This is a genomic window from Nocardioides panacis (genome assembly GCF_019039255.1).
Lineage (GTDB): Bacteria > Actinomycetota > Actinomycetes > Propionibacteriales > Nocardioidaceae > Nocardioides_B > Nocardioides_B panacis.
The window spans coordinates 3,609,209-3,623,239 of sequence record NZ_CP077062.1 but is presented as its reverse complement, the minus strand read 5'-3'; the positions used below and the strand labels follow the sequence as shown (position 1 = coordinate 3,623,239).

The following is a 14,031-nucleotide window of genomic DNA, read 5'->3' as shown; positions in this document are numbered from 1 at the left end:
CCTTGCTGATGCCGTTCTCGCCCCTTCGCACCATGGCCGCCACGCTCACCGCGATGGCCCTGAGCGCGACCGCGCTGACGGGTCTGCAAGCCCCCGCCGCCGCCGCCGTCGACAACTTCACGCCGATCGCCGGACCCGTCTTCGGTGATCCGACCGCCGCGTCGAACGAGATCCTGACCCGGCTGATGGACAACATCAAGCACACGCCGCGCAACGGCACGATCCGGATCGTCGGCTACTCGTTCTCCCTGGGCAGGGTCGCCGACGCGCTGCTCGCCGCCAAGAGGCGCGGGGTGCACCTGCAGATCGTCCTGGACGGCCACTCGCGGGCCTGGTCGCCGTCCAAGCGCCTCGACGCCGCGCTCGGGTCCGACCCGACCCGGCGCGACTACCTGGTGCTGACCAAGGGGTCGGCACGCGGCACCCGGGGCGTCACCCACCAGAAGTCCTGGTCGTTCTCCAAGGTCGGGCAGACCCCCTACGTGACCATGGTCGGGTCCACGAACCTGACCGGGTACGGCACGGAGGTCCAGTACTCCGACATGTTCACCTACACGAACCGCCAGGACGTGTACGACGCCTTCGCCTCGATCCAGAGCCGCCAGAAGTTCGACGTCGCGCTCGCGGACCCGTACGTCACCCGGGCCTGGACGAACGGATTCGGCTACTTCTTCCCGGACCCGACCGCCACCGCCGAGACCGACCCGGTCGTCACCCGGATCAACGCGCTGCCCTCGGACGCGAACACGAACATCCGCGTCGCCCAGTTCGCCTGGTACGACACGCGCGGCATCTGGATCGCCAACGCGCTCGCCGCGAAGAAGGCGGCCGGCGCGACCGTGAGCGCCGTCGTCGGCGAGTCCGTCGGCCCCGGGGTGAAGGGCATCCTGACCCGGGCCGGGATCCCGATGTACCCCGGCGTCTTCACGAACAAGAAGCGCATCCACACCAAGCTGATGCTGGCCTCCTACCTGGACGCGACCGGCCCGCACGTCCGCATCTGGACCGGGTCGGACAACTGGACCAACCAGTCGTTCCGCAACGAGGACACCGCGGTCGAGGTCGGCGACGACCTGGCCTCCTACAACCAGTACCTCGGCTTCTACGACGCGCTGATCACCGCGGGCCTGCCGCCGGTCGTCCCGCCGGTCCCCCCGACGCCGGCCCCGGTCCAGCACAACACCTACCTGACCAGCCACGTCAGCAAGACCCGCGTGCACCGTCTCCGGCCGGTGTACATGACCGGAACCATGAGCCAGGACTACGCCGGGCGGGTCGTGAAGATCCAGCGGCTCTACCGCAACGGGACCTGGCACACCGTCTCGGCCACCAGCCCCCTGGGGACCAGCAGCTACAAGATCAAGGTCCCGACCGGGAAGCTCGGGGTGTGGCAGTTCCGCACCGTCACCGCCGCGACCAGCTCGCCGACGTTGGTCGCCGGCGCCGCGGTCTCCGCGCCCCGCAAGGTGCGGATCCTGCGCTGACGGGTGCCGGCCGCGGTCAGGAGGTCGCGGCCCGCACCAGCTCGACGACCTGCTTCTCCACGGCCGGGGTCCACTGCTGGAGGGCGTACGCCACCGGCCAGACGTCGCCGTCGTCGAGGTGCGCAGCGTCCTGGAACCCCAGGGTGGAATACCGGTAGCCGAACTTTCCCGCGTCCTGGAAGAACACCACGATCTTGCCGTCGGCGTTCGCGTAGGCCGGCATCCCGTACCAGGTCTTCGGGGTCAGGCCGGGTGCCGTCGCGGTGATCGCCACGTGGACGCGCTCGGCGAGGGCCCGGTCGTCCGGAGCCATCTGCGCGATCCGCTCGAGCAGCGCCTCCAGGCCGTCGGCCTTCTTCGCGCCCTTCCGGCCCTCGGCCCGCAGCTCGGCGGCGCGCTCCTTCATCGCGGCACGTTCCTCGGCGGTGAAGCCGTCCGGCCGGGTGCCTGCACTCTTCGTGGACATGCTCGGGTCCTTCCGTCATCCGGGGGCCGGCGCCGCGCCGGCCCCTCGCAGACGACGTTAGGCGCGCCGTCCGGGGTCGTGCTTCTCGATTCCTGCTCGGATGGGTCGGTCGACACCATGCCCGCACGTGCGAACATCCGGACCCTTCTCGACGAGGGGGCATCTCGGTGCGAGCAGGCCTTCGCCGCCCTGGTGCTCGCCGCGTGAGCGCGTCAGCCGCGGCGCATCGGGACGTGCGGGATGCCGTCCTCGACGAACTCGTCGCCGTCCGGGCGGTAGCCGAACGTCTCGTACCACCCGGCCAGCGGCGACTGGGCGTCCAGCACCGACGGCCGGTCGCCGACCAGGTCCAGCGCGGCACGCATCAGCTCCGACGAGAGCCCGTGACCGCGGTGCGGGCGGGCCACGAGCACCCGCCCGATCCGCGCGTGGTCGCCGTCGTCCAGCACCCGCAGGTAGCCGATCGGACCGCTCGCGTCGGCGGCCCAGACGTGCCGGGTGCCGGGCTCGAGGTCCCGCCCGTCCAGCTCGGCGTAGGGGCACTCCTGCTCCACCACGAAGACCGACTCGCGCAGCTGCCACAGCAGGTACGCCGTGCGTGCGTCCAGCTCGTCGAACGCCGCGACCCGGACCTCGGTCACGACCCCGCCTCCAGCCGCACGGTGGGGACCTGGTCGTGGACCGGGGTCTGTGCAGTCGTCACGCCGGCGAGCCTAGACCGCCACGGTCCGCCGCTCGCTCACCGAGTTCGCGGTGAACCGCACCCGCATGTCTCCCTGGCGGGACGCCGGGCGGACCAGCTCGAAGCCACCGGTCACCAGCACCGCCCACTCCGCGAGCGGCGCGTCCTGACCGAGCACCGGCACGCCCAGCCGCGGGTAGAGCAGCAGGGCTGCCTCCGCGCACTCCCGGTGCGAGGGCGGGAAGAGGAACGCGCCGGCCTCGCCCTCGGCCGGAGAGCCCACGAACGTCACGCCCCACGACAGCGACCGCCCGCACAGCCCGCAGACCCGGCTCAGCGCGCACTGCAGCACCCGCCTCTTCAGCGGCGCGCCGAGCGCGTCGTCGCCGCACGCGAACGGCACCGGGACGTCGTACGTCGCGTCCCGGGGCCGCTCGGCCAGGGCGCGGGGGAGCGGGGGCACCGTCATGCCGACCGGCGGGTCGACCAGCCGCCGGTCTCCAGGCGGCGGGTGGGCCGCTCGGCGTCGGTCAGCCGGCGGCCGCGCTCGATCGGGCTGGGCGGCGGGGTCGGGGTGTCGTCGGTGGTCATCCCGTTGGGCAGCGCGAGCTTGTGGATGGTGCGCAGCACCTGGCCGTACTGGCGGTGCAGCGGGCCGGTCGTGTAGGGGATGCCGTACCGGCGGCAGAGGTCCCGGACCCGCACGGAGATCTCGGCGTACCGGTTGCTCGGCAGGTCGGGGAACAGGTGGTGCTCGATCTGGAACCCCAGGTTGCCGGACAGCACGTGCAGCAGCCGGCCGCCCTGGAAGTTCGCGGAGCCGAGCATCTGCCGGAGGTACCACTCGGGACGGGTCTCGTCCTCGATCTCCTCCTCGGTGAAGTGCATCGCGCCGTCCGGGAAGTGCCCGCAGAAGATGATCAGGTAGGACCACACGTTGCGCATCACGTTGGCCGTTGCGTTGGCCTTCAGGGTGGTCAGCGCGTTCGGGCCGGACAGCAGCGGGTAGACGACGTAGTCCTTGGCGAACTGCCGGCGGACCTTCCGGCCGATCTGCCTGAGCTGCCGCTTCATCTCCTCGGGATCCTTGCGCTTCTTGCGGATCGCCTCGAGGTCCAGGTCGTGCAGCGCGACGCCCCACTGGAACAGCAGCGCGAGCAGGGTGTTGTAGACCGGCTGACCGAGGTTGACCGGGTGCCAGCGCTGCTCGCGCGCCATCCGCAGCACGCCGTACCCGATGTCGTTGTCGTGGCCGAGCACGTTGGTGAACTGGTGGTGCACGTAGTTGTGCGAGTGCTTCCACTGCTCGGCGGGCTGCGCGGTGTCCCACTCCCAGGTGCTGGAGTGGATCTCCGGGTCGTTCATCCAGTCCCACTGGCCGTGCATGACGTTGTGCCCGATCTCCATGTTCTCCAGGATCTTGGCGACCCCGAGCATCGCGGTGCCGGCGACGAACGCCGGCTTGTACCGGCTCGCGAACAGCGTGATCCGGCCCGCGGCGGCGAGCCGTCGCTGGACGGTGATGACGCGGTTGATGTACGCCGCGTCGGCGGCGCCGCGCGACGCCTCGATCTCCGCGCGGATCTCGTCGAGCTCGCGGCCGAGCTCGTCGACCTGCTCGGGGGACAGGTGGGTGTACTCCGTGACGTCCGAGATCGCCATGGGCTTCTCCTCAGGTCGTGGGTTGCTCGTCAGATGTTCAGGGTGATGTCGCCGCACGCGGCGGTGACGCAGGTCTGGACGGACTCGTTCGGCTCGAAGTGCTCCTCGCCGGTGCGCAGGTCCTTGATCCGCCCGGAGGCGAGCGTGAGCGTGCAGGTGTGGCAGATCCCGATCCGGCAGCCGTAGGGCATGCCCACGCCGGCCTGCTCGCCGGCCTCCAGAAGCGTTGTCGCGCCGTCCACCTCGACCTGCTTGCCGGAGTTGGCGAACGTGATCACGCCGCCCTCGGCATCGCTGTCGCCGAAGTCCAGGGAGAACCGCTCCAGGTGCAGCAGGTCCTCGCACCCGGCCCGCTGCCAGTGCGCCTCCGCGGCGTCCAGCATCGCCGCCGGGCCGCACGCCCAGGTGCTCCGGTCGCGCCAGTCCGGGCACACCGTGTCCAGCTCGTCGAGCGCGAACAGCCCCTCGCTCTCGGTGAACCGCTCGATCACCCGCAGGGTCGGGTGCTTCTCGTGCAGCCGGCGGAGCTCCTCGCGGAAGATCATCCGGTCCTGGTTGGGCGAGGAGTAGACCAGCAGCGCGTCCGGCATGGTGCCCCGCCGGTCGAGCGTGCGCAGCATCGACATCACCGGGGTGATGCCGCTGCCGCCGACCAGGAACAGCGTCCGGGCGGGCGGCGGGTCGGGGAGCGTGAACTCCCCGGCCGGTGCGGCGAGCCGCACGATGGTGCCCGGCGCGAGGCCCCGCACCAGGTGGTCGGACAGGAAACCCTCGGGCATCGCCCGGACGGTGATCGTGACGGTGCCCCGGTCGTGGCGCGGGGCCGAGCTCAGTGAGTAGGACCGCCAGTGGAACCGGCCGTCGAGCTCCACGCCGATGCCGATGTACTGCCCGGCCCGGTGGTCGAACGACCAGCCCCAGCCGGGGCGGATCGTCAGGGTCGCGGCGTCGTCGGTCTCCGGCACGACCTCCTCCACCCGCCCGCGCAGCTCGCGGGTCGACCACAGCGGGTTGATCATCGACAGGTAGTCGTCGGGGTGCAGCGGGGTGGTGAGCCGGCTCGCGACGTCCCGGACACGTTGCCAGTCGAGCTGCCAGTCGAACCGGGCCATCCGGGCTCCCCCCTGTCCGTGGTGGTCGGAGCGGTCGTCGTCGTCCGAGAAACTGTAACTCAGAGTTACAGTTGCTGGGAAGCCCCGGTTCGTACGATCCACGGCATGAGCGACCTCTCCGCCGACCTCGTGCCCACCGGCGTGCTGCGCGCCGCGATCAACCTCGGCAACCCGGTGCTGGCCCAGGGCACCCCGGAGCAGCCGTCGGGCGTCACCGTCGACCTGGCGCGCGAGGTCGCCGGCCGCCTGGGCGTGCCGTTGGAGCTGGTCTGCTTCGACGCGGCCCGCGCGTCGCTGGCGGCGATGACCGACGGCCGGGCAGACCTCTGCTTCCTCGCCGTGGACCCCGCACGCGCCGAGGAGGTGGCGTTCACCGCGCCGTACGTCGTGATCGAGGGCGTGTACGTCGTCCCGGCGGACTCGCACCTCACCACGCCGGCGGACGTCGACCGGCCCGGCGTGCGCGTCGGCGTCAAGCAGGGCTCGGCCTACGACCTGTTCCTCACGCGCACGCTGCGTCACGCGACCGTGGTCCGCGGGGCCGAGGGCGTCGACGTGTTCCGCGAGCAGGGCCTGGAGGCCGGTGCCGGCATCCGCCAGCCGATGACCGCCTACGCCGCCGACCATCCCGAGGTCCGGGTGGTCGAGGAGCGCTTCATGCAGATCGAGCAGGCAGTGGGTACGTCGGTCGACAGGACTCCCGGCGCCGTGGCGTTCCTGCGGGACGTCGTGGAGGAGCTGAAGGCGAGTGGTTTCGTCACCGACTCGCTCGCGCGCTCCGGGCAGCCCGGCGCGACCGTCGCCCCGCCGGCCTAGCGACTGCCGGGAGGCGTGACTGCGTCGACGGGCTCTCGAAAGAAGTTTCGATTAGTGTCTCACGAGTCGAGATGTGGCGGCGGTCCTGTCGGTGGTCACCGGTTGGCTGAGGGCATGTCAGTCGCTCAGCTTCATCCCGGTGGCCGGGTCCGCGACGCGGTGCCCTCGGCGCGGGCGGCGATGCGCGCGGCCGCCGCGGTCCCGGTCGCGGGACTGGACGTGGACGAGCTGACCGACGCCCTCGTCGGTGCGGCTGCGCTGGAGGGGCAGGCAGCGGCGCTGCGGCTGTCGTTGTTGGCGGAAGCCGACGCCCGGAAGGTGGCGCAGTCGCTCGGGGTGACCGGCACGGATGCGTGGGCGGCCCGGCTGACGGGGGCCAACCGGGCGGAGACGGCCAACCTGGTCCGGTGGCGCGGCGGCTGGAGGAGACCTACCACGCGACCCGGGACGCGTTCGCCGCCGGTGCGGTCAACCAGGACCAGGTCGCGGTGATCGTGCGGTCCGCGGACCTGCTCCCGGTCGACGTGAGCGACGCGCAGCGGCGGGCTGCGGAGGCAGGGCTCGTGGCCGAGGCGGTCGCGGGGGCGAACGCCAAGCGGTTGAGGCAGGCCGTCGGCGGATGCTCGAGGTGGTCACCCGGGAGCTGGCCGACGCGCACGAAGCGAGGGTGCTGACCCCCCCGGCGCAGCTGTCCCGCAACAGGGCCGGCGAGCCCGTCCGCCACGAGGCTGTCGCCCATCGACCCGGGCGCAACGGGTCGGAGAGGCTGGGGCACGGGTTCACCGAGCTCATCGAGCATCTCCCGACCAGCGCCGACGGGATCGCGGGTGGCTTCACCCGCAACGCGCTGACGCTGTTGGTGCACGTCGACCACCAGCGCCTGCTCGACGGGCTCGCGTCGGCCCGGCTGGACACCGGCGTGCACCTCTCGGCAGGCGAGGCTCGCCGGCCGGCCTGCAACGCCGGCCTCCTGCCGGTCGTCCTGGGTAGCGCCTACCAGGTGCTCGACCTCGGGCGGGAGCGCCGACTGCACTCCACCGCGCAGCGCCGAGCCCTGTCGGTCATCCACCACACGTGTGCCGCGAAGGCTGCGAGCGTCCCTTCGCCTGGTGCGACGTCCACCACGCCCAGCCGCGGGGCCACGGTGGCGGCACCGACCTCGACAACGGCGTCCCGCTCTGCGGGTTCCACCACCGCCGCGCCCACGACCCTCGCTTCGACCTCAGCCACCTCCCCACCGGCGAGGTCCGCTACCACCGACGACGGTGAGGGGACCGCGGGCTCAGGAGCGCACGAACCGCTGCACCCAGGACGGCGCGACCAGGAAGGCCTCCGCGCGCAGGGCCGCGACGCTGACCCGCGGCAGGTCGGCCGACGACCGGAAGCAGACGAACCGCGGCACCCACTCGGGCTGGTACTTCGCGTTCGCCCGGTAGAGCGACTCGATCTGCCAGAACCGCGACGCCCACAGCAGCACCGCGCGCCACACCCGCAGCACCGGTCCGGCGCCGAGCCGCTCCCCGCGGGCGAACACGCTGCGGAACACCGCGAAGTTCAGCGACACGCGACGTACGCCGAGGGCGGCCGTCTCGGCCATCAGGCCGGCGACCATCTGCTCGACGATGCCGTTCTCGGACTCCCGGTCGCGGCGCATCAGGTCCAGCGACAGCCCGTCGGCGCCCCACGGCACGAAGTGCAGCAGCCCGCGCAGCTCGCCCGCACCGTCCCGGCACAGCGCCACCACCGCCTGCCCGTCGGCGCGCTCGCCGAAGCGGCCCAGCGCCATCGAGAACCCGCGCTCCACCGCGCCGTCGCGCCACTGGTCGGCGTGCGTCCGGACGCACTCCAGGGTCTCGTCATCGAGGTCGGCCACCCGGGCGCAGGTCACCTGCAGGCCGGCCCGCTCGCAGCGGGACACCGCCTGCCGGACCCCGCGCATCGAGCGGCCCTCCAGCGAGAACTCCCCGACGTGCAGGATCGCCTCGTCGCCGAGCTCGAGGGCGTCCATCCCGGCCCGGTGGAACGCCTCGGCGCCGCGCTCGCTCGCGGCCAGCACGGCCGGCACCCAGCCGAACGAGCGGGCCTCGGCCAGCCACTCCGCGATGGCACCGGGCCACGCCTCGGGGTCGCCGAGCGGGTCGCCGGCCGCCAGGGAGACGGTGCCGACCACGCGGTAGGTGATCGCGGCCTTGCCGGAGGGGGAGAAGATCACCGACCGGTCGTTGCGCAGCGCGAAGTACGACAGCGAGTCGATGGAGCCCCACGAGTCGAGCAGCGCCCGCAGCCGCCCGTCCTCCTCCGCGTTCAGGCCGTGCGGGCCGTCCGCCGGGGCGAGGGCGACCAGGAACGCGACCAGCAGCACCGACGCCCCGAGCACCACCAGTGCGACCGCGGCCCGCTGACCGTCGCGCTGGTCGATGAACCGCACCGGCCCGGTGATCCCGAACAGGCCGAGGAACGCGTGCGCGAACCGGGCCGGGGTGCCGGTCCCCGGGACCTGGCCGTCCGCGTCGATCGCCAGCCACAGCCAGCCGAGGACCGTCGCGACGAGCGGCCCGATCACGAGCACCGCCACGGTCCGGCTCAGCGACCGGGGGTCCGGCTTGGCGGTGAAGTTGCCGCGGGCGCCGAGCAGCAGCACCACCAGGGCGAGCGAGAGGACGGCCTCCTCGACGTCGAGGCCCTTGAGCAGGTGCAGCAGCGCGGCGACGGCGGCCAGCACGGTGGCCAGCAGCCAGGCCCGGGCCTTGCCGCGGCGCAGGGCGCGGGACAGCACGACCAGCACCAGGCCCACGGCGGCCGCGCCGGTCGTGGCGGCCGCCGGGAACGCGTCCGGCACCAGCTCGTAGATGATCCGGGTGCGGTCCCGGAAGCCGGGGAGCACCGCGCTGACCACGGTGACCGCGCCGACCAGGCCGACGATCCGGGCGACCCAGGACGGGGTGCGCACGGTCGTCCAGAGACGGCGCCACATCAGAGGAACGCCCGCACCTGGCGCCACGCCCGCCGGGCCTCCGGGATCGGGAGCAGCGGGTAGACGTGCAGCAGCCCGGGCTCCTCGACGTACGTCACCGGGCTGCCGACCTGCTGGGCGGCCCGCACCAGCGCGCGGGCCTGCGGCACCAGCAGGTCGCGGGTGCCGCACAGCACCAGCGTCGGGGGCAGCCCCGACAGGTCGCCGGTCAGCGGGCTGGCCTCGGGGGCCGGCGGGTCGCCCGCGCCCCACCAGGTGCCGTAGAGCCGCAGCTTGCCCAGGGTCAGCCACGGGTCGTCGGCCGCGGCCTCCGCGGTGCCGGGGGTCTCGCCGGTCAGGTCGACCCAGGGGGCGAACGCCACCAGGTGGGTCGGCTGCGGGCCGGAGCGGCGCACGACCTGCTGGACCAGACCGACCGCGAGCCCACCACCGGCGGAGTCGCCCATCACCACGACGCCCTGCGGCGACTCGACCGCGAGCTGCTCGAACAGGTCGACGAGCCGGGGAGCGCGTCGCGCCAGGTGTGGGTCGGGGTCAGGGGGTAGGCCGGCAGCACGACGCGCACCCCGAGGCCGCGGGCCAGCCGGGCGGCGTACCGCCAGTGGAAGTGGTCCAGTCCGCTGACGAACCCGCCGCCGTGCAGGTAGAGCACGGTCCGGACCGGGTCTGCGCCGCGCGGGGCGAGCTCGAAGACCGGCAGCCCGGACCGCTCGGTGCGGCGCACGGTGAACGCGCGGGCCACCCGTCGCGGGGGTGACGGGTCCGCCTGCGCCTGACGGGCCAGCACGTCGCGGCGGACCTGCTCGGGATCGAGCACCTCGCTGCGACGGCGGATCACCGGGATCACGCGGGTCAGGAGCTGGTGCTGGGGACTGGGCACGACCGGAGGCTACCGAGGCCGGCGCGTGTAGTGTCGGCGGGGAACGACAGGGGAGCGCCACCGGGCGCTGAGAGTGCGGGATGGCCCGCTGACCCTCGAACCTGATTCGGTTAGCACCGGCGAAGGAAGTCGAGTCTCGACCGCACACGCGGTTCCCTCCCAGAACGAACGGGAGATGACACCCATGCACGCTCTGCGCGCACTGACCACGGCAGGGCTGGCGCTGGCGCTGACCTCTGCGACCGCCTGCTCCGTGGGCGGGGGTACGACGGCGGAGTCGACCGGCTCCGGCGCGGGCAGGACCGTCGTGGTCGCCACCCACGACTCCTGGGCGATGTCCAAGGACGTCTTGAAGCAGTTCACCGCGAAGACCGGCTACACCGTCAAGATCGAGCCCAACGGCGACGCCGGCCAGCTCACCAACAAGCTGGTGCTGACCAAGGGCTCCCCGATCGCGGACATGACCTACGGCATCGACAACACCTTCGCCTCGCGGGCGGTCGACGAGGGGATCCTGGCCGACTACACGCCGAAGGACCTGCCGGGCTCCGTCGCGGACTACGCGCTCCCCGACGCCCGGGAGGCCGCGCGGCTGACCCCGGTCGACTTCGGCGACGTGTGCGTCAACGTCGACGACACCTGGTTCGCGAAGCACCACCTCACCCCGCCCGCGTCGCTGGACGACCTGACCCGGCCGGCGTACAAGGACCTCTTCGTGACCCCGGGGGCGTCGAGCTCCTCGCCGGGGCTGGCGTTCCTGCTGGCCACCGTGGCGAGGTACGGCGACGCCTGGCCGTCGTACTGGACGAGGCTGATGGGCAACGGCACCAAGATCACCTCCGGCTGGTCGGACGCCTACGAGGTCGACTTCACCGCGGGCGGCGGGGGCGGGGACCGGCCGATCGTGCTGTCCTACGCCTCCTCGCCGCCGTTCACGATCCCGAAGGGCGCTACGAAGCCGACCACCAGCGCGCTGCTGGACACCTGCTTCCGGCAGGTGGAGTACGCCGGCGTGCTGGCCGGCGCGAAGAACCCGGAGGGCGCCCGGGCGTTCATCGACTTCATGGAGCAGAAGTCCTTCCAGGAGGCGCTGCCCGAGAACATGTACGTGTTCCCCGTCGACCGGCAGGCGACGCTGCCCGCGGACTGGGCGAGGTACGCCGAGGTCGCCCCGAAGCCGTTCACCGTCGCTCCCGCGGAGGTCGCCAAGAACCGCGACACCTGGCTGCGGGAGTGGAGCGACGTCACCACCCGGTGAGCCGAACGATGAGCAGGCGGGCGGGAGCAGGGGCCGGGGTCGTCGCGCTGGCGGCCCTGCCGCTGGCGTTCCTCGCGGTGTTCTTCGTGCTGCCCGTCGCGGGCATCGTCGGTCGCGGCTTCGCGCCGGACGGGCACCTCGACGTGGCCGGCGTCCTCGAGGTGCTCGGCCGGCCGCGCGTGCACCGGGTGCTGTGGTTCACGGTCTGGTCGGCCGCCCTGGCGACCGTGGTCACGGTGCTGCTCGGCGTGCCGGTCGCGTTCGTGCTCTACCGGCTGCGCTTCCCCGGCCGCGGCCTGCTGCGGGCGTTCGTGCTGATGCCGTTCGTGATGCCGACCGTGGTGGTCGGGGTCGCGTTCCGGACGCTGCTCGCCTCCTCGGGGCCGCTCGGCGGGCTGGAGCTCGACGGCACCCCGGCCGCGATCATCGCCGCGATGGTGTTCTTCAACCTGGCCGTCGTGGTCCGCACGGTCGGCTCGCTGTGGGCGGGGCTGGACCGGCGCCGCGAGGAGGCCGCGGCCGCCCTCGGCGCCTCGCCGCTGCAGGTGCTGCGGACGGTCACGCTGCCCGCCCTGCTGCCGGGCATCGTCTCGGCGGCCAGCGTGGTGTTCCTGTTCTGCGCGACGGCGTTCGGCGTCGTGCTCACGCTGGGCGGCCTGCGCTACGCGACCGTCGAGACCGAGATCTACCTGCTCACCACCCAGCTCCTCGACCTGCAGGGCGCCGCCGCCCTCTCGGTTCTCCAGCTCGTGGTGGTCAGCGTGCTGCTGTACGGCGCCCAGCGGACCCGGTCCACCCGCGAGCACGCCCTGGAGCGCACCGGCGAGCGCGACGCCACCCGCCGTCCCCGGCGCCGGGACCTGCCGGTGGTCGCGCTCACCACGCTGACCCTCGGCTTCGTCGCGGCCCCGCTGCTCACCCTGCTCCTCCGCTCGCTGCGGGTCGGCGACACCTGGGGGCTGGGGCACTACCGGGACCTCGCGGGCACCGGTGGCGGCGCCGGCCAGGGCACCGCGCTGCTGGTTCCGGCGTCCACCGCCCTCGCGAGCTCCTGGCGGGTCGCGGTCGACGCCACCCTGCTCGCGATGCTGCTCGGGGTCCTGGTGTCGCTGGCCGTCTCCCGCCGGCCGCGGGCCCGCTCCGGACGACGGGCGGTGGCGCTGCTCGACTCGGTCTTCATGCTGCCGCTCGGGGTCTCCGCGGTGACCCTGGGTTTCGGGTTCCTGGTCACCCTCGACCGGCCGCCCCTGGACCTGCGCAGCTCGGCGGTGCTGGTGCCGATCGCGCAGGCGATGGTCGCGCTGCCGCTGGTGGTCCGGACGCTGGTCCCGGTGCTGGGCTCCCTCGAACCCCGGCAGCGGCAGGCCGCGGCCTCCCTGGGCGCCTCGCCGCTGCGGGTGGCGCTCTCCGTCGACCTGCCGGTGCTCTGGCGGCCGCTGCTCGCCGCGACCGGGTTCGCGTTCGCGGTGTCGCTCGGCGAGTTCGGGGCGACCAGCTTCCTGGCCCGTCCGGAGAACCCCACCCTGCCGGTGCTGATCTACCAGCTGGTGTCGCGTCCCGGGGACCAGAACTTCGGCATGGCACTGGCCGCCTCGGTGGTCCTCGGCCTGGTCACCGTCGCGGTGATGGCGGCCGTCGAGCGGTTCCGGCTCGGGTCCGTGGGAACGTTCTGACGTGCTCACCGTCCGCGACCTCACCGTGCGCTTCGACGCCGCCGCCCCCGCCGTCGACGACGTCAGCCTCGACCTCCCCGCCGGACAGGTGCTGGCGGTGCTCGGGCCGTCCGGGTGCGGGAAGTCCACGCTGCTGCGCGCGGTCGCCGGCCTGGAGGCGCTCGACGCCGGCAGCGTCTCCTACGACGGGCAGGACCTGGCCGCCGTACCCACGCACCGGCGGGGCTTCGCGCTGATGTTCCAGGACGGCCAGCTCTTCCCGCACCAGACCGTGGCCGGCAACGTCGGCTACCCGCTGCGCCTGCGCCGCATCCCCAAGGACCAGGTGGCCCGCCGGGTGGCCGAGCTGCTCGAGCTGGTCGGCCTGCCCGGGCTCGGCGACCGCAGCATCACGCACCTGTCCGGCGGCGAGCGGCAGCGGGTCGCCCTGGCCCGCGCGCTGGCGGTCGAGCCGCGGCTGCTGCTGCTCGACGAGCCGCTGTCCGCCCTCGACCGCGGGCTGCGCGAGCGGCTCGCCCACGACCTGCGCGACATCCTGGTCACCGCCGGTACGACGGCCCTGCTGGTCACCCACGACCAGGAGGAGGCGTTCGCGGTGGCCGACCGGATGGCGCTGATGCGGGCCGGGCGGCTGGTCCAGGCGGGCACCGTCGAGGAGGTCTGGCGCCGGCCGGCGGACGCCGAGGCGGCCCGGTTCCTCGGCTACGCCACGGTCCTCGAGGGGGACGCGGCCCGCACCGTCACCGGGTCGGCGGCCCCGGTCGCGCTGCGCAGGTCGGCGCTGCGCGAGGTCCCGCACGGGCCGCTGCTCGGACGGGTCACCGCGGCGCGGATGACCCCGGAGCTGGTCCGGCTGACCGTGCACGTCGAGGGGGTCGGAGACCTGCCGGCGGTCGCGGACCTGCCGCACCCGGGCGGTCCCGGACCCGGGGTCGGGCAGGACGTGCGGCTGGTGGTCGATCTCACGCGGACCGCGCCGCTCGGCCGATCTGACCCGCCGGCCCTCAGCACCTAGGATGTGTCG

At 73.2% G+C, this 14,031-nt stretch carries 16 protein-coding genes and 1 riboswitch; of the genes, 8 read left to right on the top strand and 8 right to left on the bottom strand.

What is annotated here, in order from left to right; translation table 11 throughout:
- Window positions 1–32 precede the first annotated feature (32 nt).
- Window positions 33–1,484, top strand: coding sequence for a phospholipase D-like domain-containing protein (locus KRR39_RS17640; RefSeq protein ID WP_216938784.1), 1,452 nt, complete (start codon window positions 33–35; stop codon window positions 1,482–1,484).
- Between the two features lie 16 nt (window positions 1,485–1,500).
- Here KRR39_RS17640 and KRR39_RS17635 read toward each other — a convergent pair whose 3' ends face one another.
- From KRR39_RS17635 to KRR39_RS17615, 5 genes are all read right to left on the bottom strand, one after another.
- Window positions 1,501–1,950 carry an iron chaperone gene (locus KRR39_RS17635; RefSeq protein WP_216938783.1) on the bottom strand — a complete coding sequence of 150 codons (450 nt, stop codon included), beginning with the start codon at window positions 1,948–1,950 and terminating at the stop codon, window positions 1,501–1,503.
- 212 nt (window positions 1,951–2,162) lie between these two features.
- Window positions 2,163–2,591, bottom strand: a complete 429-nt coding sequence (locus KRR39_RS17630; protein WP_216938782.1) for a GNAT family N-acetyltransferase — start codon at window positions 2,589–2,591, stop codon at window positions 2,163–2,165.
- Window positions 2,592–2,663: 72 nt separating this feature from the next.
- A complete protein-coding gene (locus tag KRR39_RS17625) occupies window positions 2,664–3,101 on the bottom strand; it encodes a hypothetical protein (protein ID WP_216938781.1) in 438 nt (145 codons plus the stop codon).
- Window positions 3,098–4,294, bottom strand: coding sequence for a fatty acid desaturase family protein (locus KRR39_RS17620; protein ID WP_216938780.1), 1,197 nt, complete (start codon window positions 4,292–4,294; stop codon window positions 3,098–3,100). The genes KRR39_RS17625 and KRR39_RS17620 overlap by 4 nt, the downstream gene beginning before the upstream one ends.
- Before the next feature lie 29 nt (window positions 4,295–4,323).
- On the bottom strand, window positions 4,324–5,406 hold the full coding sequence (locus KRR39_RS17615) for a ferredoxin reductase (RefSeq protein ID WP_216938779.1): 1,083 nt from the start codon (window positions 5,404–5,406) through the stop codon (window positions 4,324–4,326).
- Between the two features lie 105 nt (window positions 5,407–5,511).
- Here KRR39_RS17615 and KRR39_RS17610 point away from each other — a divergent pair, with 105 nt between their 5' ends.
- The 4 genes from KRR39_RS17610 to KRR39_RS17595 all read left to right on the top strand — a co-directional run bounded on the left by KRR39_RS17610 (window position 5,512) and on the right by KRR39_RS17595 (window position 7,491).
- The gene (locus tag KRR39_RS17610) at window positions 5,512–6,222 is read left to right on the top strand and encodes a transporter substrate-binding domain-containing protein (protein ID WP_216938778.1); all 711 of its coding nucleotides are present in this window, start codon (window positions 5,512–5,514) and stop codon (window positions 6,220–6,222) included.
- 114 nt (window positions 6,223–6,336) lie between these two features.
- Window positions 6,337–6,714 (top strand): hypothetical protein, encoded by a 378-nt coding sequence (locus KRR39_RS17605; RefSeq protein WP_216942994.1) that lies wholly within the window; start codon window positions 6,337–6,339, stop codon window positions 6,712–6,714.
- Complete coding sequence (locus KRR39_RS26255) at window positions 6,630–6,896, top strand: DUF222 domain-containing protein (RefSeq protein WP_216938777.1); 267 nt, start codon at window positions 6,630–6,632, stop codon at window positions 6,894–6,896. The genes KRR39_RS17605 and KRR39_RS26255 overlap by 85 nt, the downstream gene beginning before the upstream one ends.
- Before the next feature lie 400 nt (window positions 6,897–7,296).
- A complete protein-coding gene (locus KRR39_RS17595; protein WP_216938776.1) occupies window positions 7,297–7,491 on the top strand; it encodes an HNH endonuclease signature motif containing protein in 195 nt (64 codons plus the stop codon).
- A gap of 13 nt (window positions 7,492–7,504) precedes the next feature.
- On the opposite strand, the gene KRR39_RS17590 is transcribed toward KRR39_RS17595, so the two are convergent.
- From KRR39_RS17590 to KRR39_RS17580, 3 genes are read right to left on the bottom strand one after another with little or no spacing between them, the layout of a single operon-like run.
- Window positions 7,505–9,196 carry a phosphatidylglycerol lysyltransferase domain-containing protein gene (locus KRR39_RS17590; RefSeq protein ID WP_216938775.1) on the bottom strand — a complete coding sequence of 564 codons (1,692 nt, stop codon included), beginning with the start codon at window positions 9,194–9,196 and terminating at the stop codon, window positions 7,505–7,507.
- On the bottom strand, window positions 9,196–9,642 hold the full coding sequence (locus KRR39_RS17585; RefSeq protein WP_216938774.1) for an alpha/beta hydrolase fold domain-containing protein: 447 nt from the start codon (window positions 9,640–9,642) through the stop codon (window positions 9,196–9,198). Before KRR39_RS17585 ends, KRR39_RS17590 begins: the two co-directional genes overlap by 1 nt.
- Entirely contained in the window at window positions 9,642–10,076 is a 435-nt protein-coding gene (locus tag KRR39_RS17580; RefSeq protein ID WP_216938773.1) for an alpha/beta hydrolase, read from the bottom strand. The genes KRR39_RS17585 and KRR39_RS17580 overlap by 1 nt, the downstream gene beginning before the upstream one ends.
- A 38-nt stretch (window positions 10,077–10,114) precedes the next feature.
- A riboswitch (TPP riboswitch) is annotated at window positions 10,115–10,221 on the top strand.
- Between the two features lie 39 nt (window positions 10,222–10,260).
- Here KRR39_RS17580 and KRR39_RS17575 point away from each other — a divergent pair.
- From KRR39_RS17575 to KRR39_RS17565, 3 genes are read left to right on the top strand one after another with little or no spacing between them, the layout of a single operon-like run.
- Window positions 10,261–11,334 (top strand): thiamine ABC transporter substrate-binding protein, encoded by a 1,074-nt coding sequence (locus KRR39_RS17575; RefSeq protein WP_254185230.1) that lies wholly within the window; start codon window positions 10,261–10,263, stop codon window positions 11,332–11,334.
- Between the two features lie 8 nt (window positions 11,335–11,342).
- The gene (locus tag KRR39_RS17570) at window positions 11,343–13,007 is read left to right on the top strand and encodes an ABC transporter permease (RefSeq protein WP_216938771.1); all 1,665 of its coding nucleotides are present in this window, start codon (window positions 11,343–11,345) and stop codon (window positions 13,005–13,007) included.
- A gap of 1 nt (window position 13,008) precedes the next feature.
- A complete protein-coding gene (locus KRR39_RS17565) occupies window positions 13,009–14,022 on the top strand; it encodes an ABC transporter ATP-binding protein (RefSeq protein ID WP_216938770.1) in 1,014 nt (337 codons plus the stop codon).
- The last annotated feature ends 9 nt before the right edge of the window (window positions 14,023–14,031 follow it).